Consider the following 20894-nt stretch of genomic DNA (forward strand, 5'->3'; position numbering starts at 1 on the left):
AGGTGCGGATGGAGCTGCCGGGGAAGCGGTTTGCGATACTTGAGGGGCGGGCGGCGAGCGGCGGGACTTGGGACCTATTTCGCTATCCGGGCGTGCGGTCGGATTCGGATATGTACACGCTCGGGTATCGGTTTCAGCCGTGGAAAGAGCAGAAAGCGATAGCAGACGGGCCTTCGATATTGAACTACATCCGCGAGACGGCCCGCGAGTATGACCTTGAGAAAGAGATCCGCTACGGGCACCGGGTGCGGCGTGCGGAGTGGAGTTCGGAGGAAGCGAAGTGGACGGTTGAGGTGGAGTTGGTGCGACGCGGTGACGCGGAGAATGGGAGAAAAGGAGAAGAGGAGACCGGGAGAAAAGGAGAAGAGGGGACGCGGGGACGCGGAGGCGAAAGCACGCAAACAAACTGGCCGCACGCTGACGCAGGCGGTTCTGACAGAGCGACGTTCACTTGCAGCTTTCTTTATCTGTGCACCGGTTATTACAAATACGAGGAAGGCTATACGCCGGAGTGGGCGGGTTTTGGGGATTACGAGGGCACGGTGGTGCATCCGCAGAAGTGGCCGGCGGGGCTCGATTATGCGGGCAAGCGTGTGCTCGTGATCGGAAGCGGTGCGACGGCTGTGACGCTCGTGCCGGCGATGGCGGAGACGGCGGAGCATGTAACGATGCTCCAGCGGTCGCCGACGTATGTTGTTTCGATGCCGTCCGAGGATCGCATCGCCAACGCGTTTCGTGCCGTGCTGCCGGCAAAGGCGGCTTATGCGGCGACGCGTTGGAAGAATGTGCTGCGGCAGATGTTCTTTTACGGCCTCGCGAAAAAGCGGCCGTCGGCGATGAAGCGGCTGATCGAGAAAGGCATCCGGGCCGAGCTCGGCGAGGAGCAGCTCGAGCATTTCCGGCCGAACTATAACCCCTGGGATCAGCGGCTTTGCCTCGTGCCGGATTCGGACCTTTTTGCAGCGATCCGCGAGGGACGGGCATCGGTCGTGACGAGCGAGATCGAGACATTCATGAAGACCGGTGTTCGGCTAACGAGCGGAGAAGAGATCGAGGCGGACATTGTCGTGACGGCGACCGGGCTCGTGCTGAAGATCATGGACGGCCTCGAGCTCTCGGTCGATGGCGAACCGGTCGTGCTGTCGGAGAAGATCGCCTACAAGGGAATGATGTACAACGACGTGCCGAATCTGGCGCAGGCCTTTGGCTACACGAACGCTTCGTGGACGCTGAAATGCGACCTGACGAGCGAATACGTTTGCCGGTTGATAAAGCACATGGACGCGAACGGGTTCCGAAGCTGCACGCCGCGGCTCGATGACGACACGATCACCCGCGAACCTGCTCTCGATTTCAACTCCGGCTACGTCCTGCGTGCACTCGGCGAGATACCGAGCCAGGGATCGAAGCACCCTTGGCGGCTGCATCAGAATTACGCCAAGGACCTGCGGATGCTCCGCTACGGCCGGCTCGAAGACGGGACGATGGAGTTCAGATGACGATCAGACGAGATAGCGTTGCGGTGGTGACAGGTGCGGGTTCGGGGATCGGGCGGGCGTTGGCAAAGCGGCTCGCGGCGGAGGGCATTGCGGGGCTGGCTTTGGCCGACGTGAACCCCGAGGGGCTCGACGAAACGGCATCGGCGATCAGCGGCACGACAAAGGTGACGACGCACATTGTGGATGTTTCCGACCGCGTGGCGATGCAGACTTTCGTTGATGATGTGATGCGCGAGCACGGCCGCGTTACCCACGTGATCAACAACGCGGGCGTCGCGCTCGGCGGCACGCTGCGGGAGGTTACGCTCGATGAGATCGAGTGGCTGATGGGCGTCAACTTCTGGGGCGTGGTCCACGGGACGAAGCTCTTTATGCCGCATCTTGAGAAAGAGCAGTCGGCACATATCGTGAATATCTCGAGCCTATTCGGGCTGGTCGCACCGCCCGGACAGACGGCCTATTGTGCGAGCAAGTTTGCCGTCCGCGGGTTTACGGAAGCCTTGAAGCACGAGCTGGAAGGGACGAACATCGCCGTTTCATCGGTCCACCCCGGCGGGGTTCGGACCAACATCGCGAACAGTGCCCGCATCGCCGCAAACACCGCCCACACCGCCGAAGAGATCGAACGCCGGCTGAAACGGATGAACCGAAACCTCTCGACCACCACACCCGACCGCGCCGCCGAGATCATCGTAAACGGCATCAAAAAACGCAGCCCGCGGATCATCGTCGGCCCCGATGCACAACTCCTAAGCTGGATCCAACGGCTCTTCCCCAAACGCTACCTCGCCATCGCCAACGCGATCAGCCGAGGGAAGCTGAATGAGACTTAGGGCTAAAAGTGCCCGCACGACGTATTGAGGTAGAATAGCCTCTAGGCGAAACGACCTACTGATTCGTTATGAAGATAATTGTTACAGGCGGGGCGGGGTTCATTGGGAGTGCTGTTGTTTGGCGGTTGAACGAGATGGGTGTGGACGACATCCTGATCGCCGATGTGATGGACGAGACGGACAAGTGGAAGAATCTGGTGCCGCTCCGGTTTGCTGATTACATCGATGCCTACGATCTAATGGACGACCTCGACGAGTTCAAGGATGCCGATGTTGTCTTTCACCTCGGGGCGTGTTCCTCGACGACCGAGACCGACGCGGACTATATGATCCGCAATAATTATCACTACACGCAGGACCTTGCGCGTTGGGCGGTGAAGAACGATATCCGATTCATTTACGCTTCATCGGCGGCGACCTATGGCGACGGCTCGGCCGGGATGGCCGATGGCTTTGAGCATTTGGGCAAGCTGCGGCCGCTGAATGTTTACGGCTATTCCAAACACCTCTTTGATCAATGGGCGGCCCGCAACGGGCTCTTTGACAAGATCGTCGGCCTGAAATATTTCAACGTCTTTGGGCCGAATGAGGATCACAAGGGCGACATGCGTTCGCTGGTGAACAAGGCGTTCGATCAGATAAATTCGACCGGCAAGCTACAGCTTTTCAAGAGTGCAAACCCAGACTACGAAGATGGCGAATTTGGACGCGATTTTGTTTATGTGAAAGACGCGGTCGGGATGACGCTGCATTTCTGGGACTCAGGAGCCCTTACTGACGTGCGGGCCTCTGACGGAGGAGCCATTACTAACGTGCGGGCCTCGGACACACGCGGCGGGCTTTTTAACGTCGGCTCGGGGCGGATGAATACCTGGAACGCTCTTGCCGATGCCATCTTCAAGGCGCTCGACCTGCCGCGGAACGTCGAATTCATCGACATGCCCGAGCATCTTCGCGACCGTTATCAATATCACACACAGGCTGATCTCACCCGCATCCGCAACTCCGGCTATACGGCCGAGACGACCCCGCTCGATTCGGCAGTCGCCGATTATGTGAGAAACTATCTAGTTCCGGGCAAGCATCTCGGAGACTAGCGGAATGAAGATCTTTCACGGCACAGAGAATGCCAATATTCAAAAGCCGACCGTTTTGACGCTCGGCGTTTTTGACGGGCTCCACCTTGGGCATCAGCGGATAATGGAGACGGTAGCCGAGCGGGCGGTGGCGGTCGATGCGGTCCCGACGGCGATCACATTCGACCCGCATCCGCGAGCCGTGCTGCATCCTGAGTCGGCACCGCCGCTATTGCAGACGCTTGATCAGCGGCTTGCGAACCTGGAGGTTTTGGGAATTGAGCAGGCGATCGTCGTTCAGTTTGACGAAGCGTTTGCGAGGCAGCCGGCGGAGGATTTCATCACTGAGATAATCAATGACCGTCTGCAGGCAAGGGAAGTCCATTTGGGCCAGGATTTTGCCTTTGGCCGCGGCCGCGGCGGCAATATCGAACTGCTGAAGAAGATGGGCGGCGAACTCGGCTTCATCGCCGAGGAAGTTCCGGAGGTCCGGCTTCGCGGGCAACGGATCAGTTCGTCAAAGATACGGCATCTTTTGAACGAGGGCCGCGTGAACCTTGCTCGCCGGATGCTCGGCCGGCCTTACGGCGTTGAGGGCGTGATCGAACGCGGTGCCCAACGCGGACGAACGATCGGCTTCCCGACCGCGAATCTCAAGCCGCATAATCGCGTAATTCCCAAATTTGGGGTTTATGCGACCGCAACGCTTGTTGATGGCACATGGCGGCGGAGCATTACGAATATCGGTGTCCGGCCGACCTTCGAAAATGACGTTGAGCCTTCCATCGAATCTTTCATTTTCGATTTCGAGGGCGACCTTTACGGCGACGTGCTCCGCGTGCGTTTCCTGCACCGCATTCGTGACGAGCGTAAGTTCAACGGAATAGATGAGTTGCGGGCACAGATCGAGCGCGACACCGACAGGGCGAGGAACTATTTCAGCCGTCCGGGCGTAAAGAATATGCTCGAGATACTTTAATGCAAACACCGGTAGGTCAACCGCATCGAAAGAGGCTTGGGCGGCGAAGATAGTAGGCGGATGAAAGATTTAACTAAAGAGCAGGGCCTCGCGGTGGTCGAGCCGGCACTTCCGGCCCGAAATGGGACGAATGGCAACGGCTCGCGGCCGATGGTGGCGACCGAGGAACTGCCGATCGCGAAATTTGTCTCGAATGACCAGTTAATTGCCGAAGAAAAGTTTCTGACGAAGAAAGAATCGGAGGTCGAGCGGAGTTATACGGGCATCCGCGGATGGCTGCGCATCGCAAATGTCTCCGGCGTCATCGGCAAGCTTGGCCTCTATCTTTACCTCGATCAATACGAGATGCACCGAAAGGCGCAGCTCCAACACGCACGGGAACGAATGAAGACGGCCGAGCGGCTTACTCGGGCGGCCGTTCTGGGCGAAAAGCTCTACGGGATTCGGCTTTGGTTCTTTCATAACACGATGTTGCTGCTTCGCCGCTTCTTTCTAGGGAGCGAGCTGAACCGTGAGGTGAACCAGGAAAAGCAGGCCGTTTGGCTCAAGGAGAAGCTGATCGAGCTGGGGCCGACGTTTATCAAGATCGGGCAATCGATGGGCACGCGGGCGGACCTTCTGCCGCTGCCGTTCGTCATTGCGCTCGGCGAACTGCAGGACAACGTACCGCCGTTTGACAACGAGATCGCCTTCGCCCGGATCGAGAAAGAGCTCGGGCTGAAGATCAATGACGTTTACAAAGAATTTGAGCTAAAGCCGGTCGCGGCCGCATCGCTCGGGCAGGTATATCGGGCACGGCTACACACCGGCGAAGAGGTCGCCGTAAAAGTTCAAAGGCCGAATCTCGAGGCGACGATCAAGGGCGACCTGCAGATCCTGCGAAAGGTGGCGGATTTTGCCGAGCGGTTTCCGCAGCTCAACGAAAACGCCGATTGGTCCGGGATGCTCCGCGAATTTAACGAGACCATCCACGAAGAGATGGACTACGCCGCCGAGGGGCAGAACGCCGAGCGGTTCCGCGAGAACTTCAGGAATTGGGACAATGTACACGTCCCGAAGATCTATTGGAACGCCACAACCTCGAAAGTGCTGACGATGGAGTACATCCACGGCACGAAGGTGACGGACCTTGAACAGCTTCAGGCGCAGCAGATAGCCCCCGAGAAGGTCAATCGACTGCTTATCCGGACTTATCTCAAACAGCTTTTGGAGGACGGGTTCTTCCACGCCGATCCGCATCCGGGCAATCTGCTTGTGATGCCAGATGGGCGGCTTGCGTTCTTTGACTTCGGCATGGTCGGGCGGATCTCGCCGGAACTGCAGTCAAAGATGATCGATGCATTCTTTCACGTCGTCAGCAAAGATCCGGCCGGGATCGCGCAAGATCTTATCGACCTCAATTTCTTGAAGCCCGGCGTCGATGCTGCGGCGGTGCGTCCGGTGGTCGAGAAGATGTTCGAGTTTCACCTGAACCTGAAGCTCAAGGATGTAAATTTCAAAGAGTTGACCTACGACCTGGCGGATGTGATGTACGATTACCCGTTCCGCCTGCCGTCTAATTTTACTTACATAATGCGGGCTTTGATGACGCTCGAGGGTATTGGCATCATCACCGACCCCGAGTTCAACTTCTTTGAAACCGCGAAGCCCTACGCCAAAGAATTTATGCTCAAACGCGAGGGCCGCGACTTCCGCAAGATCTTCGTCGACAAAATAATGGGCCGCGAAGACGGCGGCAAGATCGACTGGGACCGCACATGGAAACTCGCGAAAATGGCCGTGAAGACCGTCTTGAACACGGGTAAGTAATTCTTGCATCGATCGGGTTACTGTTTTACGATACTCTTATGGATGCTGATACCGTAAAACTATCGTCAAAGTTTCAGGTGGTCATACCGCAAAAGGTGAGGGAGCGAATGAACCTCAAGCCCGGGACTCGGTTTCGCGTGGTCGATGTCGGCGGGACCGTCGAACTAATTCCGATACGGCCGATCGAAGAGTATAAAGGGATATTGCGCGGTAAGCTCACGGATACTGAGATCGAACGCGAGGACGACCGGTTGTGAGCGGCCGAAACGTCGTAGATTCTTCAGGTTGGCTTGAGTTCTTGACTGGGTCAAGCCGCTCGCGGGTCTTTCTGCCTGCGATCAAGGACACGAAGAACCTGATCGTCCCCGTCATTTCGGTCTATGAGGTGGTGAAGCGAGTCTTGCGTGATGGCGATGAAGCCGATGCAAGAAACGCTATTCAGGCAATGACGCTCGGCCAAACGGTTGATATTGACCTGTCGTTGGCACTGCAAGCCGCTCGATACAAACTCCCGATGGCAGACAGCATCATTTACGCGACCGCCCAATACCATCAGGCAACACTCTGGACACAGGATGAGGATTTTGAAGGCCTTCCGGGTGTCCGCTATTTTCCAAAGTGAAGATCCTCGTTCCCTACAAGCTTGAAGACCCCGCGATGCTGTTGTCGAAAGAGCCTGCAATTCATAGGGATTCAGACTCCGTAGCCATCGAAACGTATTGGAATGGCGATAGATGCTCGTTGGGCCGAGTATTTGCCTGTTCATTGTCCTGGAGCGATTCCGGACTTTCGGTCACATTTGACGGACGGCAGGACGAACCGGTGATCGCGTCAGCTGATCCTGTTCTGGAAAGGAAATCGATCGGGCTTTGGGAGCGGGATGTCTGCGAGATATTTATTGCTCCGGATAGGAATGGGCCGCGTCGGTATTTTGAGTTTGAGGTCGCGCCGACGGGCGAGTGGCTTGATCTTGCTATTGACCTGACGAGCGGCGAGCGGGTGACGGACTGGGACTACAACTCAGGGATGGAAGCCGCGGCAAAGACAGAGGACGGCCGCGTGCTGATGGCGATGAAGATCCCATGGGAGGCCTTTGGGCGAAAGCCGAAGGCCGGCGATGTCTGGCTTGGCAACATCTTTCGCTGCGTCGGCGAGGGCGAAACCCGCGGCTACCTCGCCTGGCAGCCGACAATGACCGAAAAGCCAAACTTCCATGTACCGGAAAAGTTCGGCGAGTTTCACTTCATCAAGTGAGATCAGCCCTGAATTAGTTTTTCATTGATCAGTAAAGCGCCCCAGGCGAGGCTGAAGAGGCCGGCGAGGACGCGGATCCCTTGATTGAGGAAGTCGAAACGGCCGGCGGTGAAGCGGAGCGGTAGGCCCATCAGTAGGCTCATTATCATCATTCCCGCGATCGAGCCCACACCAAAGATCACTAGATAGAACATAGCGACAGCGGGCGAAGAGATGGTCGGCAGGACGAGCAGCATCAGTCCGGCACTTCCGGCGAGGCCGTGGACGAGCCCGACCGCGACTGCTCGCGGTGCAAAGCGATGGTGCGAGCGTTCGGCGGCCTCATCTTTATGCGTATGTATATGCGTGTGGGCGTGGCCCCCGTGTTCGTGGGTGTGGGCGTGGATCTTTTCGGCGGTGAAGATCTTTCGTAGTGCATTGAGCCCGAGCAAGACGAGCATTATTCCGACGATTCCCTCAAGCCATGCCTCGGTGCTTTCAGAGATCTGCAGCTTGGCAAAGATGACAAGTGCCCCAACCGCGACCAGCGAGATGGTGTGCCCGAGCCCCCAAAAGCCGCCAATGATCGAGGCTGTCCAAACACGCTTGTGTTCGCTGACGATGGCCGAGACCGCCGCTAGATGATCGGCCTCAACGGCATGATAAAGCCCAAAGAGAAAGCCGATGACCAGCACGGCGATGGCCGATTGTTCGGGCGTTGGCGAAAGAAGTTGTTCCATTAAGTGCCTTGCCGGCCAAAGCCGGGACTCCAAACCTAGACCGTCATTCCTCCATCGACCGCGATGGTCTGGCCGGTGATGTAGCTCGAGGCATCGGAAGCGAGAAAGACGACGGTGCCTTTCAGCTCGCCTTCCTTTCCGATCCGCGGGATCACATTATTTTCCTGTATCGAGCGTTCGTAAATATCGATAACGGCATCGGCCAGCCGCGAGTGGAAGAAGCCCGGGGCGATGGCATTGACGCGAATTCCGCGGCGGCCCCAGCTCGCGGCGAGCTCGCGGGTCAGGCCTATAAGGCCCGCTTTGCTGGCGGCATAGCCGGCGTAGAAAGGCCCGTTTGCCGAGGACGTAAGGCCTGCGATCGAGGCGATGTTTATGATCGAGCCGCTGTTATTTTTCAGCATCTCGCGGCCGGCGGCCTGTGCCATAAGAAAACAGCCGGTCAGGTTTACATCGAGCACCTTTTGCCATTTCTCGAGCGGCATATCTTCCGGCATCGCTCCCCAGGAAATGCCGGCATTGTTCACCAAAATATCGAGGCCGCTAAACTGTTCCACCGTGGCTTCGACTACGGCCTGTACGTCCTCGGCCTTGGAAACATCGCATGCCTTTCCGGCAACGCTGAAGCCGCGAGCGGTGAATTCGGCAACGGTTTCATCGAGCCATTCCTGCCGGCGGGCGCAGATCATCAGATTCGCCCCGGCCTCGGCGAGGCCTTCGGCCATCTCTTTGCCGATGCCGCGTGAGCCGCCGGTGATAATGGCCGTTCGTCCCGTAAGATCAAAGAGTTCCGTAACGTTCCTGCCTGGCATAGTGATGATCGCGCTGCTACCTGGAAAGCAAAAGTTTACCATACGGCCGCGGGGAATTCGCGAGCCGGCCGGCCGGTGGACTAAGCGTCAGAATCGCGGTTAAATTGATATATGGAAAAAACCGAGCGGGAACTGGCGTTTCTCCGCGATCTTTACATCACAGACGATTATACGCGGCGATTCACCGAGCTTGCCGATAAGCATTTGAAGCTCAAGGCGGTGGAGAACGTTCTTTATTTGAATGCCGGAACGGGCACACACTGCTTTGCCGTCCGCGAGGCCGCGGGCGACGAGGCGGCCGTCTTCGCCGTATGCGAGAACGACGAATTGCTCAAGATCGCAAAGGACAAGGCCGTCGCCTTGAGTTCCGACGTCGAGGTTTCGCAGATGCAGTACGATGACGACGCGTTCGATGTCGTCATCGCCGACGGCAGCCTTACCGATCCGGTAGAGGCCGGAGAGCTGATCGCGGAGGCGGCTCGCGTTGCACGGCCGGGCGGAAAGGTTATGGTGATGCTGCCTGCGGCAGGGAGTTTTGGTGAGATCTTTTCGCTTCTGTGGGAAGTGATGCTCGATGAAGAGTTTGCCGCCGATGCGGTCGCGACCGAAGACCTGATCGCGGAGTTGCCGTCGACGTCTGCGCTCGATGGGTTTGCCGAGGCCGCGGGGCTTGCGAAAGTGAGCCTGAATACAGAGAACGAGATATTTGAATACGAGGATGGAACGGCCTTTGCGGCCTCGCCGCTGGTTTTAGATTTTCTAATGCCGCGATGGCTTGGCGAGATGTCCGCCGAAAAGAAAGAGCAAGTCATGGAGCGACTTGCTCAGCTTATCGACGCCGAGGACGGCGATCTTGCCTTTCGATTTACGGTAAAGGCGACAGTGTTAACCGGCGAGAAGGCCTACACACACTAAATTCCAGCTATTTCGCTTCGGCACGGCGGCGAAGCTCCTCGGCAAGGGCGTCGTCGCTCATCTGGTTGATCTGCGGAGCTTCCGCCGAGCGGAGCGACTTATCGGCGGCTTCTTCCTCTTCAGCCTCACGGAGGCCCTCCTTAAAGGCTTTTCGCGATTGGCCAAGCGACTTGGCAAGCTGCGGCAGCCGCGAGGCACCAAAAAGCAAGAAAAGCACGGCAACAATCAGGATGATCTCAGTTGTCCCGAGAGCAATTGCTAACATAATCACACCTACGAATTTTTAGACGCACGAACGGCAACTAGGGCCGAATCGGTCCGAATACCCAAACTATATCACAAACCGGCCGTGCGAAAACGGTCCATCGCATCGATTAACGCGGCTGTAATGCCTTTCTCCGAGACCGAATGCCCCGAGTCGGGAACGACAATGAACTCGGCCTCCGGCAGTGCCCGGTGAAGCTCCCACGCGGAGGTCATCGGGCAGACCACGTCATAGCGGCCCTGGACGATCACAACCGGCAGGTGCCGGATCTTATCTACATTCTCGAGCAAATAGTTGTCTGACGGGAAGAACGAGCCATTGACGAAATAGTGGCTCTCGATGCGGGCGAGGCTCAGGGCCTCGTGCTCGCCCTCCCAATGATCGACAAGGTCCTGATCGGGAAACAGCTTTGAGGTCGCGCCTTCCCACGTGCTCCAGGCACGGGCGGCTGCGAGCCGTGTCCGTTCGTCGTCGCTGGTCAGCCGCTTGTGGTAGGCGGTCATGAAATCGCCGCGTTCGTCTTCCGGAATTGCCTCGCTGTAGCGTTCCCAGAAATCGGGGAAGATCTCCGAAGCACCGTATTGATAGAACCAATCGAGTTCCTTTTTGCGCGTAAGAAAAATGCCACGGAGGATGAGCCCGAGGCAGCGGTCGGGATGGCTGATGCCATAGGCGAGGCTGAGCGTTGAGCCCCACGAACCGCCAAAGACGTACCACTTATCGATGTCGAACTTCTCACGGAGCGTTTCGATGTCTTTGATCAGGTCCCAGGTCGTGTTCTCACGAAGCTCGGCGTGCGGCGTGGACATTCCCGCCCCGCGTTGGTCAAAAAGAATGACGTGGTAAGCCTCGGGGTCAAAGAACCGCCGATACATCGGGATGAGCCCGCCGCCCGGCCCGCCATGGAGAAACACGACCGGAATGCCATCAGGGTTGCCAACGCGCTCCCAATAGATCTCGTGAATATCCGACACCTTCAACATGCCAGATTCAAAAGGCTCGATCTCCGGGTAAAGAGTTTTCATATGAATTCGATGATAACCGAGCCGGTCGTACTAGCCAAAATACCCCGACAGAATAACAGGAGCGTAATCCATTCGACATCAATCAAAGGGACGAAGTTCAGAACTCTGGGGCAATTGTTTTGGTGCGTCGCCCGCTCTGCCGTAGACTTCAATTCCTGCAAGAATCCCTTCCTTTTCAAAAACAAAGGCTCCAGCCGATTTATCGCCTTCACCAAAGATAAAATCACCTAAAATACGGAGCCCGCCAGTAGGCTCCTCCATTCCCTCGATCTTGAAATTTACGCTTGCGCAACCGCATGGGCACACTGAGCACACGCGGGCGTGTTTCAACTGCTCCAAAAATTCTGATGCCTGGGGCGTCCCGTTTTCTAACATCCAGCAGGTAAGATCGCGCTCTTCCGTTGTTAGCTCTCGCATTCCTCTTTGGTGCCAAAGTACTCAAAGCCGTAAATCACTTCTTCGTCGTCCTCGTCTTTTTGGACCTTTATAATGAAACCTTTTTCACCGTCGATATATGACGCCGCCCCGTACACATGGGTGAGACTGTATGGTAACTCGGTTCTGAGAAAGTCTTTAGGAAAATTCCGAAGCTTCTTGACGTACGATTTGAGTTTTACGGTATCGTTCAAGTATACGACAAATGACGAAACGATATCTTCCGCCGGAGAGCTTATGTCCCGTCGGTCGTAATGGACGTTCACGCTGTATTTCTTTAAATGATATATCCCTATAATGTCCGGGTCCGGATCTCGCCCCAGGATTTTCTCGGCCTGAAGACGGGTCGTAACACAAGGGATTATGCCGTTCCAACCTTGGGCCGCTACATTCGTGGCGGCAAAAAGCAACAGGCCCATTATAGGTAAAACACTCACTCTGTTACGGGCCTGAAAGCCGGCAACATTCCTCGAATACATGCTCTTCATCATTACTTTCTTCCAAATACTTTCCCCTCCGCCTCGATCCAAACCTCAAACACGGCAATGTCAACTAAAGCCTGTTAATCGCTCCTTTGCTGTCTAACCGGCTCTTCTCCCCTCTCGCACATTTTAGCTTACGTTTAGGAAATTGTCCGACCAGAGTTGGAAAACGAGAAGGGTCCAGAGTTCCTTGTGGTGCGAGGCTCGGCCCGTTTCGTGTTCGGTGATGAGACGCTGGACGTAGTCGGGGTTGAAGAGGCCTTGTTGCTTTAACCTTTCGGGTGCGAGCATGTCGTGCATTAGCGGATTGAGGCGGCCTTTGAGCCATTCGGCGATCGGGATGCCGAAGCCTTTTTTCGGGCGGTGAAGAATATCCTGCGGCAGCAGGTCACGCATCGCCTCTTTGAGTATGACTTTGCCGCTCTTGCCTTTAAGTTTGTATTCGACCGGGATCGACGCGGCGAACTGGCCGATGCGGGGGTCGAGAAACGGTGCACGCGTTTCGAGCGAAACGGCCATTGCGGCCCGATCGACCTTGGTCAAAATATCCTCGGCGAGATAGTAGTTGATGTCGGCATACTGCATCTGCTCAACGACATTCTTCGCATCGGAACCGCCGACGAGTTCACGCACACCGCGGTAGATGTCGGCGTCGGTCTGGGCGAGCACATCTTTGGTGAAAAGCTGATCGTGCTGATCGACCGAGAACGAGCCGAACCACGAATGATGCCGCGCAACGTCATCATAACGAGCCGCCCGGATGAAGCGCTTGGCCTTGTATTCGAACGAGAGATTCTTCGTTGAAACGGGAAGTGCGTTGATGAGCGGCTCAATGAAACCGCGGCGGAGAAGCGAGGGCAAGGCGAGATATCGGGCCGCGACGCGATGTGCGTAATACATCGGGTAGCCGGCGAAAATCTCGTCGCCGCCGTCGCCGCCGAGTGCGACCGTTACGTGCTTGCGGACAAAGCGGGCGAGCAGAAAGGTCGGGATCAACGAGGCATCAGACATCGGCTCATCAAGCCAACCGCCGATCTCGCCGATCAGGTCGCCGGCGGTCGCGGCCGAGAGTTTGTCCTCGTAATGCTCGGTATCGAGATGCTTCGCGACCCGCCGCGCATACTTCGATTCGTCAAAGCTGTCTTCCTCAAAGCCGATAGAAAAGGTCTTGACGCGTTCCGTCGCGTGCTGAACCGCAAAGGCCGCGACGGTTGACGAATCGATCCCGCCGGAGAGCAAGATGCCAAGCGGAACGTCCGAGACTAGCCGCATTCGAACGGCGTCCGAAAGCAGATCGCGGAGTTCGTCGGATCTCTCTGTAAGCGTCTTCGAAGGAGTGAGGACACTCTTGTCCGCATCGCCGGTTCCTCCGGCGAAACTGTCTTTATCTATCGACGACTCTGAATCATTCGCGCTCGTTCGCGTCGAAACGACGCTCATGCGGACAGGAGTGTCCGCACTCCAATTTAGGTCCCAGTAGCGGCGGGTTTTGACCTCGCCATTTTCGACCGTGAGGACGTGTGCCGCCGGAAGTTTATGGATGCCTTTGAAGATCGACATTGGCGCCGGGACGTAGTCGAACGAGACGTAGTGGCGGAACGCGTTCAGGTCGAGCTCGGGCTTGACGGCGGGATGGGCGAGTATCGCTTTGAGCTCAGATGCCCAGATCAGCTTGTCATCGAAGACGCCGTAATATAGCGGCTTTTCGCCAAAGCGGTCACGGGCGATGATCAGCTTTTTTTGCTTCGCGTCCCAGAGCGAGAAGGCGTACATGCCATTTACGTGATCAAGCATCGCCTCGCCATACTCCTCGTAAAGATGCGGCAGTATTTCTGTGTCGGATTTGGTCGTGAACTTGTGGCCTTTCGCTTCGAGCTCGGAGCGGACCTCGCGGTAGTTGTAAAGCTCGCCGTTCATCATCACGACGACCGAGCGGTCGCAATTGAAAACAGGCTGGTCGCCGGTGTGCAGATCGATGATCGAAAGCCGCCGCATACCGAGCGCGACCGTGTCATCAAGCCACAAGCCTTCGCTATCCGGCCCGCGATGCACGATCCGTTCACACATCGAGTGCAGCACCGCCTCGGCACCGTCGTTCGAATCAGATCGTTTTAGGTTTATCCAACCGGTGATACCGCACATAAAAAAGTGAGCAGTGAGCGGGTAGCAGTTAGCAGTTAGAACAACATCAGGAACTCGACCGTCGCTGTTCACTGCTTACTGCTCGCAGCTCACTCAGTGAATCCTATCTTCTCCCTCACTGCATAGATCGCCTTGTCCTGTGATTCGTGGTAGGTGCGGACGAGGAGTTCGGCGAGGAGGCCCATCAGGAAAAATTGCACCGAGATGGCGAGCATCACGATGGCGATAATGGGCAACGGCGTTAGGATGAACGATGTGCTGTAAAAGAGCTTCAGCACGATCGCCCAGACGCCGGCGATCATTGAAATAAAGAACGCCAGCATGCCGAAGCCGCCAAATACATACAGCGGCTTGGTGTGATACTCAGCCATGAACTTGATGGTTATCAGGTCGAAGATGACCTTGATCGTCCGCGAGATGCCGTATTTCGATTTGCCGGCGGTACGTGCGTGGTGATCGACCGGGATCTCGGTCACGCGTGCCCCGGCCCAACTTGCGTAGATCGGGATAAAGCGGTGCATCTCGCCGTAGAGCTTTACGTCCTGTATCACGTCGCGGCGATATGCCTTGAGCGAGCAGCCGTAGTCATGCAGATGTACATCGCCGATCCAGGAAATAATACGATTGGCGATCTGCGACGGGATCTTTCGCGAGATGAGCTTGTCCTGCCTGTCCTTTCGCCAGCCGGAAACGACGTCGTAGCCTTCGTCGAGCTTGTCGAGCAGGCGTTTGATATCGGCCGGGTCGTTCTGCAGATCGGCGTCCATCGGAATAAGGATGTCGCCTTTTGCGGCGTCGATGCCGGCGGACATCGCGGCGGTCTGGCCATAATTCCGGCGAAGCGAGATGACGCGAACACGGTCGTCCTCGGCGGCGATCTCTTTCAATATCGCGAGGCTATTATCGGTCGAGCCGTCATCGACGAAGATCACCTCCGCCGTTTTGCCGAGAGCGTCGAGCGCCGCCGCGATCTTGGCGTGCATCGGGCGGAGGTTGTCCTCCTCATCAAGCACGGGCAGAAAAAGCGAGAGCTCCGGCGCGTCGTTAAGTTTTTCAGTAGCTTCTGAAACCATTTCAATAAATCCGATAAACCTAATAATCTAGAACTTTCACGCGGGAAAATACAGCACGCACAAACGGTTGGCACAAGAACTAGCACCGTTCGCACACCGATCGTACGAAAATATGAATCGAAGAACCTTTATTGGGATACCGGCCGCGGTTGCCGCTGCTGCTCATTTGTCGCCTGCCGAGGCTCAGACGGCCGGTCTCCGTTCAGGCATGAAAGTGAAGCTGCCGGCGGTGGTTTCTACATGGGACAGCGGCGTTCGGGCGAATGCGGCGGCTTGGCCGCTATTGGCGGAGCGGAGATCGGCGCTCGATTCGGTCGAGGCAGCAGGCCGTGCGGCGGAGCTCGAGCAGAGCTGCTGCGTCGGGCTTGGCGCGAACCCAGACCGCGACGGAACCGTGACGCTCGATGCCTGCGTCATGAACGGCAACGGCGACTGCGGCAGCGTCGCGTATCTTGAGCGGATCAAGCATCCGGTCTCGGTCGCCCGGAAGGTGATGGAACTGACGCCGCACGTCCTGCTTGCCGGAATGGGGGCACAGCAGTTTGCCGCGGCGAACGGGTTCTCGATAGAGAGCGGCGAGCTTTCGCCCGAGGCCGAAAGGGAATGGAAGAAATGGCTTGAGAAATCGAATTACAAGCCGGAGATAAACATCGAGAACAAGAAGATCTCCCAAGCAGCGCCGTATTTTTTGAGCGACGGCTCGCCGAACCATGACACGATGGGCACCGTCGCGATCGACGCGAGAGGCAAGCTTGCCGGAATGGTCACGACCAGCGGAATGGCGTTTAAGATGCACGGCCGGGTTGGCGACTCGCCGATAATTGGAGCCGGGCTTTTTGTTGATGACGAGGTCGGTGCGGCGACGAGCTCGGGCGTCGGCGAAGAGGTGATCCGCATCTGCGGGACGCACACCGTCATCGAACAAATGCGGATGGGCCGCTCGCCCGAGCAAGCCTGCCGCGAGGCCATCCGCCGCATCATTAAACGCGACACCGCCAAGGCAAAGGAGTTTCAAGTCGGCTTTGTCGCCATCTCACGCCGCGGCGAGGTCGGAGCATTTGCGATACAAAAGGGCTTTACGTTCTCGGTGACGAATGCCGAGCACCCGCAGGGAAAGGTGCTTGAATCAAAGAGTTATTTTTAGCCACAGAGTACACGGAGAGTTTTTGGGGCGGTCTTAACGAAAACAAGTTCGGGCACTCTGGCTTTTCTTCTCGAGAAAAACCGAAGATTTCTCTCTGAGCCCTCTGTGTGCTCCGTGGCGAATTACTTCGGATCGCCGGAGTTGATGTGAAAATGCAGGTGTTTTGAGTCCTGGTAGTCGCCGAGGTTGGTAAGGACGCGGGCGGCACCGTGTTCTTCGGAGACCCGGGCGGCGACCTCTTTTATGACGTCGAAGATCTCGATGAGCAGATCGCTTTCGACCTCGAGAACAGAGGCGACGTGCCGCTTCGGCACAACAACGATATGCACCGGCCAGAACGGCCGCGTGTGGTGATAGGCAAGAACGTTTTCCGTCTCAAGCACCTTCTCGACCGGCGTCTTTCCCGAAAAAACCTCTTCGCAATAGAAATCCGACATCCTTAGTCTTTGTGTCTCATTGGAATTTGGGAGCCGCTATTCAGTCAGTTTAAGTTCCTGCATCGGAGGCTGGTCGCCTTCTGGAAAGTCCGGGATCGCTCCGGCCGTTGCCTCAAAAAAGCCGATCGGGTATCCCATTTCATCGCGTTCGACGTCGTCTTTCTTCCCGTTACCGTTCTCATCGAGCGGAAGTATGATGACCTCGACGTCGCGGTTGCGGAATTCGGCGGGAACGTGGAAAACGGACGGGAGATTCTTGATGGTTTGTCTATAAAAATTCATTTGCTAAAAACCTCCTCGGCCTAGATTTTAGCACAAGGACTATTGCTTGCGGGCGACGATGACGATGGAGACACCGAAGGGGAAGTCGAGGTTCTTGAGAATGTGCCGTTCGGCAGAGAAGATCTTGCCGAAGAGGCCGTTGAGTGCCGAGACGTTGATATTGTTCTCCGATTCAGGCTTGATGCCGGTCAGCTTCATCAGCGTTCGCCCGCCGAGGATCGGGGCAAAGAAGGTAAAGTTCGCGTAGGTCGCCCGCTCGACCGTGTAGCCGGCTTTTTCGAGCCGCTCGACGATCTGCTTACGGGTGTAACGGATACGGTGGTGCGAGATGTCGTCCTGCACGCCCCAGAGCCACATAAATGCCGGCACGAAGATCAGCGAATAGCCGCCCGTTTTCGTAACGCGATGCATCTCTTTGAGGCCCGCGATATCGTCGTCGAGGTGTTCAACGACGTCCAGGGCCGTCGTGATATCAAAGGTCTCGTCCGCATAGGGTAGCTTCTCAGCAAGGCCTTTTTGAACGGCCAAGCCCTTGCGGCGGCAGAATTCGAGAGCTTCGTCCGAGACATCAACACCCTCGGCCGAGCCGAATTGCGAGAGCATCTCCAGATTTGCACCGGTCCCGCAGCCAACATCAAGAATTCTGAGTGGAGCGCGGACACTCTTGTCCGCATCGAGCGTAACGAGAGTGCTCAAGCGATTCGCAACGATGGTTCTCAAAAAACTCTCTAAGATCGCCCGCCGCCCGACGAACCACCAATGGCTATCCTCTACACGATCCATTATCGCGTAGGTATGCTGCTGCATTTCCTGCGGAAGTGCGGTGCTCATAAAAAGAATTATGCCACAAATGGAGGAGACGCGAGCAGTAGCGTGCGTGCCCGTCCATGTTCGGTCGTTTTCAGGGCACCCTCCTTACCAGTCGGGTTTCTGCCTGAGGCCCAATAGTTCGCTGGCGCGCGGGCCTTGGTTGCCTTCGGGCGAGAGGCCGTAGCTTTCGCTGAGGCGGCGGTGGATGCCCTCAAGGTCAAGGAAACAAGGGCCTGCCGTGTCCTTGCGGCCAAGGATCATCAGGTGCATGCCTTCGTGGAGGTATTCGTCCTTGTCGATGCAGAGCATATACTCGCCCGAGGTCCGGTGAGCCTCAAGCTCGAGCTCATAAAGCGTCGGGTCAAAGACGGAGAGCGGGTTGACGTCAGCCTTGGAGAAGCTTTCGATCGTCCGGGCAAAGTCGTATGCATGGCGGCCCTCGTGGACGAACGTCCCCTCGCAGCCGCGTTGGCCGCCCGTATCGATCGTCTCTTCGGCGATGGCGATATATACCTCGCCAAAGGCCTCGCGAAGCCCGATGCGGCCGTCAGCTATCTTATCGTTTGTCTCACCGGGGTCGATCAGTCCGGTGATGCCCGAGGCATTGATCTCTGCGACCGGCTTCACCCGAACCGTCATCTCCGAGCCGAGAATGTGGCGGACGATCACCTTTTGCTCGTCCGTTCCGCGCTCGACTATCACTCCGAGAGCTTCCTCGACCGATCTGCGGTATTTCCTGTCAATGCCGTTGTCGAACTTCATAAAACCGTTGGCGCCCTCACAGATGAGGCATCTTTTAACATGATGTACACGATAAATGGGATGTTTTGGCCCTGGGCCCTCAGTCGTATCCTGATCATCCTGTTGATCCTGTTAGATTTCCCTCAGGTAATCAGGTTCATAATCGCCCGAAGCCGCACCAGCTATTGCTGTTGTGCCAGATTATTTCTACGTCCTCTGCCTTGATGTCCTTCCACCAGTCCTCAAATTCCTCTTTCGAGATGTAGAACGCCGTTGGGGCGACCAAGTGGTCGAAGACGATGTTGTGCTGCTCGCGCCAGCCGAAGGTGCCGAGGTGGTTTAGATAGTCGTTATAAAAGAGCTTTTTGGCGACCGGTTTCGCTGCGATATTTGCGGGGCGATAGACGAGCTTGGTCGCCATAAAGAGCGAGAGCGTCGGGAGCTTTGAAAGCTGATAAAGCACGGGCTGGCTCATCTTTGAGGTAAAGCTCTCGCGGATGGGGTTGACGTACTTCGTTATCCACTCATTGTTCTCGGCACCATAGACCCAAGCCGAGATATGCCCGCCTTTCTGCACCCTCGAAGCAAGCGAAAGGAATGCCTTCTTCGGGTCCGGTGTGTGGTGCAAAACGCCGACGCTGAAGGCGTAATCGAATGCCCGCTTGAGCGGCAGCTTAAAGATGTCGCACTGAATGATGTGGGCGTTCGGCAGGTCGCGGGTCAGGGCGAAAGCCGATTCCACGCCGTCGCCGAGGTCGATGCCGACGACCTCCTTCGCTCCCCACTGTGCGGCGAGCTTTGTATGCCGCCCCTTGCCGCAGCCGCCCTCGAGCACTATCTTGCCCTCGAAAAATTCGGGCTTTACCGGCTGCAGCCAACCGAGGAACTGCTCGTTATACTTCGGGTCTTCCTGCGTAAAATGCGTCCACTGCCAGCCGAAATTTTCGGCCGTTTCCGCTTTGTCCGCCTCGATCTTTCCAAGGTCCGCAAAGCGCGGCACGCCGCGGACGACCTTATACTCGCGGTCGCATTTCTTGCAGGTCAGAACGCCTTCGATTATTTCTTTGCCTTCATAGGTGCTGGCATACGCCAGCAAAATGTCGCCGCCACAAGTCGGGCAGGCCAGAAGGTCTAGTAATTTTTCTTTCATTAACTAAAACTTTCCCAAGCTGACGCGGGTAATCCAGATTCCCACCGAATCGGAGCAAACACACTACCCTCGAGATCCTCTCCGCTTTCCCGCGCCTTAGTGAATGCCGAAAGTTCCGCGCTACGAGCCCCTATTGCATAAACAATTTCTCTTGCCCTTTCTTGCTTTGAGTTTTCGACGAAATTGTACGCCAAATTAATTGCATGCTCGTAATACTCATCATCTGCAAATCTAGATTCTATCTCTTTTCCCTCTGCAGACTCGACAATATACGTATCCCCGAAAATGACGTTGGCGAGACGTTGGATCAAAACTCTGCCAAAGGCGGTTTCAATGAAAAGATATAGCTTTTCGGCACGCAGGCGTGAATGCCCTCGCGAAACGAGTTCCAGGATTGCTTCCTCCGGTGTGGCAATCTCGGTAGTCGCAAGAACGCTGATTCCATCCGACAATTCCTTAGCTAAGCTTTTATCGTTATCCTCTTGCACCAACTACATCCTTAAATCTAGAAAATTCGGTGTCGGGAAACGGCTGTCGCCAGTTGAACTCGAATTCGTCGGTGTCGCGGTCTTCGTAGAGTTGGTCGAATGTTTCGGCAAAGGCGTTGATCGCATCCCGAAGCGGGCCGGTGTGCGAATAGACCAGCTCGCGCTCGGCCGAGTCGCGCTCGTCGGTCGGGTATTGATAGATCTCGATGGTCAGTTCATCGCCGTTTCGAACGAAATGAAAATCGAATTCTTCGGGGTCGCGATTCCATTTCAAAATGTGCTCGCTTGAATCGGCACCCTCCCTACCGGTCGGGTTTCCGCCACTGGAAGCAAGGGCCGTCAGGATCCGCATCAGATCGGGCAGGGCCGTCTCGTGCGGTGCATGGGCGGTTGTCGTGTGAAATTCGTTCACGCCATCAGAAAACCCGATCGACATCCATCCGCACTGCGGGCTGTTGAAACTTACTTCAAGCATCGTGAGTAAATGGTAAATCGTGAATCGTGAATAGTAAATCGCAGGACGA

25 protein-coding genes are annotated in these 20894 nt (G+C 56.5%); 10 read left to right on the plus strand and 15 right to left on the minus strand.

Going from position 1 to position 20894, the window contains the following annotated elements:
- Positions 1 to 293 precede the first annotated feature (293 nt).
- The 8 genes from IPM21_11195 to IPM21_11230 all read left to right on the plus strand — a co-directional run bounded on the left by IPM21_11195 (position 294) and on the right by IPM21_11230 (position 7450).
- Positions 294 to 1499 (plus strand): NAD(P)/FAD-dependent oxidoreductase, encoded by a 1206-nt coding sequence (locus tag IPM21_11195; protein ID MBK9164449.1) that lies wholly within the window; start codon positions 294 to 296, stop codon positions 1497 to 1499.
- A complete protein-coding gene (locus tag IPM21_11200) occupies positions 1496 to 2332 on the plus strand; it encodes an SDR family oxidoreductase (protein ID MBK9164450.1) in 837 nt (278 codons plus the stop codon). Before IPM21_11195 ends, IPM21_11200 begins: the two co-directional genes overlap by 4 nt.
- Positions 2333 to 2400: 68 nt before the next feature.
- Positions 2401 to 3429 carry an ADP-glyceromanno-heptose 6-epimerase gene (rfaD, locus tag IPM21_11205; protein MBK9164451.1) on the plus strand — a complete coding sequence of 343 codons (1029 nt, stop codon included), beginning with the start codon at positions 2401 to 2403 and terminating at the stop codon, positions 3427 to 3429.
- A 4-nt stretch (positions 3430 to 3433) separates the two neighbouring features.
- On the plus strand, positions 3434 to 4387 hold the full coding sequence (locus IPM21_11210) for a bifunctional riboflavin kinase/FAD synthetase (GenBank protein ID MBK9164452.1): 954 nt from the start codon (positions 3434 to 3436) through the stop codon (positions 4385 to 4387).
- A 60-nt stretch (positions 4388 to 4447) separates the two neighbouring features.
- Positions 4448 to 6196, plus strand: coding sequence for an AarF/ABC1/UbiB kinase family protein (locus tag IPM21_11215; GenBank protein MBK9164453.1), 1749 nt, complete (start codon positions 4448 to 4450; stop codon positions 6194 to 6196).
- A 38-nt stretch (positions 6197 to 6234) separates the two neighbouring features.
- On the plus strand, positions 6235 to 6453 hold the full coding sequence (locus IPM21_11220) for an AbrB/MazE/SpoVT family DNA-binding domain-containing protein (protein MBK9164454.1): 219 nt from the start codon (positions 6235 to 6237) through the stop codon (positions 6451 to 6453).
- Entirely contained in the window at positions 6450 to 6818 is a 369-nt protein-coding gene (locus IPM21_11225; protein ID MBK9164455.1) for a type II toxin-antitoxin system VapC family toxin, read from the plus strand. Before IPM21_11220 ends, IPM21_11225 begins: the two co-directional genes overlap by 4 nt.
- 143 nt (positions 6819 to 6961) lie before the next feature.
- Positions 6962 to 7450, plus strand: a complete 489-nt coding sequence (locus tag IPM21_11230) for a carbohydrate-binding family 9-like protein (GenBank protein MBK9164456.1) — start codon at positions 6962 to 6964, stop codon at positions 7448 to 7450.
- Between the two features lie 2 nt (positions 7451 to 7452).
- Here the strand turns inward: IPM21_11230 and IPM21_11235 are convergent, their stop codons facing one another.
- Positions 7453 to 8169 carry a sulfite exporter TauE/SafE family protein gene (locus tag IPM21_11235; protein MBK9164457.1) on the minus strand — a complete coding sequence of 239 codons (717 nt, stop codon included), beginning with the start codon at positions 8167 to 8169 and terminating at the stop codon, positions 7453 to 7455.
- Between the two features lie 35 nt (positions 8170 to 8204).
- On the minus strand, positions 8205 to 8981 hold the full coding sequence (locus IPM21_11240; protein MBK9164458.1) for a glucose 1-dehydrogenase: 777 nt from the start codon (positions 8979 to 8981) through the stop codon (positions 8205 to 8207).
- Positions 8982 to 9092: 111 nt separating this feature from the next.
- Between IPM21_11240 and IPM21_11245 the strand changes: the two genes are divergently transcribed.
- On the plus strand, positions 9093 to 9896 hold the full coding sequence (locus tag IPM21_11245) for a methyltransferase domain-containing protein (protein MBK9164459.1): 804 nt from the start codon (positions 9093 to 9095) through the stop codon (positions 9894 to 9896).
- Positions 9897 to 9903: 7 nt separating this feature from the next.
- Here IPM21_11245 and tatA read toward each other — a convergent pair whose 3' ends face one another.
- From tatA to IPM21_11275, 6 genes are all read right to left on the minus strand, one after another.
- Positions 9904 to 10152, minus strand: a complete 249-nt coding sequence (tatA, locus tag IPM21_11250; protein ID MBK9164460.1) for a twin-arginine translocase TatA/TatE family subunit — start codon at positions 10150 to 10152, stop codon at positions 9904 to 9906.
- A gap of 80 nt (positions 10153 to 10232) precedes the next feature.
- Positions 10233 to 11186 (minus strand): prolyl aminopeptidase, encoded by a 954-nt coding sequence (gene pip, locus IPM21_11255; protein ID MBK9164461.1) that lies wholly within the window; start codon positions 11184 to 11186, stop codon positions 10233 to 10235.
- 78 nt (positions 11187 to 11264) lie between these two features.
- The gene (locus tag IPM21_11260; protein ID MBK9164462.1) at positions 11265 to 11603 is read right to left on the minus strand and encodes a hypothetical protein; all 339 of its coding nucleotides are present in this window, start codon (positions 11601 to 11603) and stop codon (positions 11265 to 11267) included.
- Complete coding sequence (locus IPM21_11265) at positions 11591 to 12112, minus strand: hypothetical protein (GenBank protein MBK9164463.1); 522 nt, start codon at positions 12110 to 12112, stop codon at positions 11591 to 11593. Before IPM21_11265 ends, IPM21_11260 begins: the two co-directional genes overlap by 13 nt.
- 120 nt (positions 12113 to 12232) lie before the next feature.
- The gene (asnB, locus tag IPM21_11270) at positions 12233 to 14245 is read right to left on the minus strand and encodes an asparagine synthase (glutamine-hydrolyzing) (GenBank protein MBK9164464.1); all 2013 of its coding nucleotides are present in this window, start codon (positions 14243 to 14245) and stop codon (positions 12233 to 12235) included.
- A gap of 89 nt (positions 14246 to 14334) precedes the next feature.
- On the minus strand, positions 14335 to 15318 hold the full coding sequence (locus IPM21_11275; GenBank protein ID MBK9164465.1) for a glycosyltransferase family 2 protein: 984 nt from the start codon (positions 15316 to 15318) through the stop codon (positions 14335 to 14337).
- 112 nt (positions 15319 to 15430) lie between these two features.
- Here IPM21_11275 and IPM21_11280 point away from each other — a divergent pair, with 112 nt between their 5' ends.
- Complete coding sequence (locus IPM21_11280) at positions 15431 to 16462, plus strand: N(4)-(beta-N-acetylglucosaminyl)-L-asparaginase (GenBank protein ID MBK9164466.1); 1032 nt, start codon at positions 15431 to 15433, stop codon at positions 16460 to 16462.
- Positions 16463 to 16584: 122 nt separating this feature from the next.
- On the opposite strand, the gene IPM21_11285 is transcribed toward IPM21_11280, so the two are convergent.
- From IPM21_11285 to IPM21_11315, 7 genes are all read right to left on the minus strand, one after another.
- Positions 16585 to 16899 (minus strand): HIT domain-containing protein, encoded by a 315-nt coding sequence (locus IPM21_11285; protein ID MBK9164467.1) that lies wholly within the window; start codon positions 16897 to 16899, stop codon positions 16585 to 16587.
- Between the two features lie 36 nt (positions 16900 to 16935).
- Entirely contained in the window at positions 16936 to 17181 is a 246-nt protein-coding gene (locus IPM21_11290; GenBank protein MBK9164468.1) for a hypothetical protein, read from the minus strand.
- 39 nt (positions 17182 to 17220) lie between these two features.
- On the minus strand, positions 17221 to 18012 hold the full coding sequence (locus IPM21_11295; protein ID MBK9164469.1) for a class I SAM-dependent methyltransferase: 792 nt from the start codon (positions 18010 to 18012) through the stop codon (positions 17221 to 17223).
- Between the two features lie 84 nt (positions 18013 to 18096).
- Positions 18097 to 18753, minus strand: coding sequence for a hypothetical protein (locus IPM21_11300; protein MBK9164470.1), 657 nt, complete (start codon positions 18751 to 18753; stop codon positions 18097 to 18099).
- Between the two features lie 136 nt (positions 18754 to 18889).
- Positions 18890 to 19882: a methyltransferase domain-containing protein gene (locus tag IPM21_11305; protein ID MBK9164471.1), complete on the minus strand. Its 993-nt coding sequence runs from the start codon at positions 19880 to 19882 to the stop codon at positions 18890 to 18892.
- Positions 19882 to 20370 carry a hypothetical protein gene (locus IPM21_11310; GenBank protein MBK9164472.1) on the minus strand — a complete coding sequence of 163 codons (489 nt, stop codon included), beginning with the start codon at positions 20368 to 20370 and terminating at the stop codon, positions 19882 to 19884. The genes IPM21_11305 and IPM21_11310 overlap by 1 nt, the downstream gene beginning before the upstream one ends.
- On the minus strand, positions 20357 to 20845 hold the full coding sequence (locus tag IPM21_11315) for a hypothetical protein (GenBank protein MBK9164473.1): 489 nt from the start codon (positions 20843 to 20845) through the stop codon (positions 20357 to 20359). The genes IPM21_11310 and IPM21_11315 overlap by 14 nt, the downstream gene beginning before the upstream one ends.
- Positions 20846 to 20894: the final 49 nt, after the last annotated feature.

The organism is Acidobacteriota bacterium (assembly GCA_016716435.1).
Taxonomy (GTDB): Bacteria; Acidobacteriota; Blastocatellia; order Pyrinomonadales; family Pyrinomonadaceae; genus OLB17.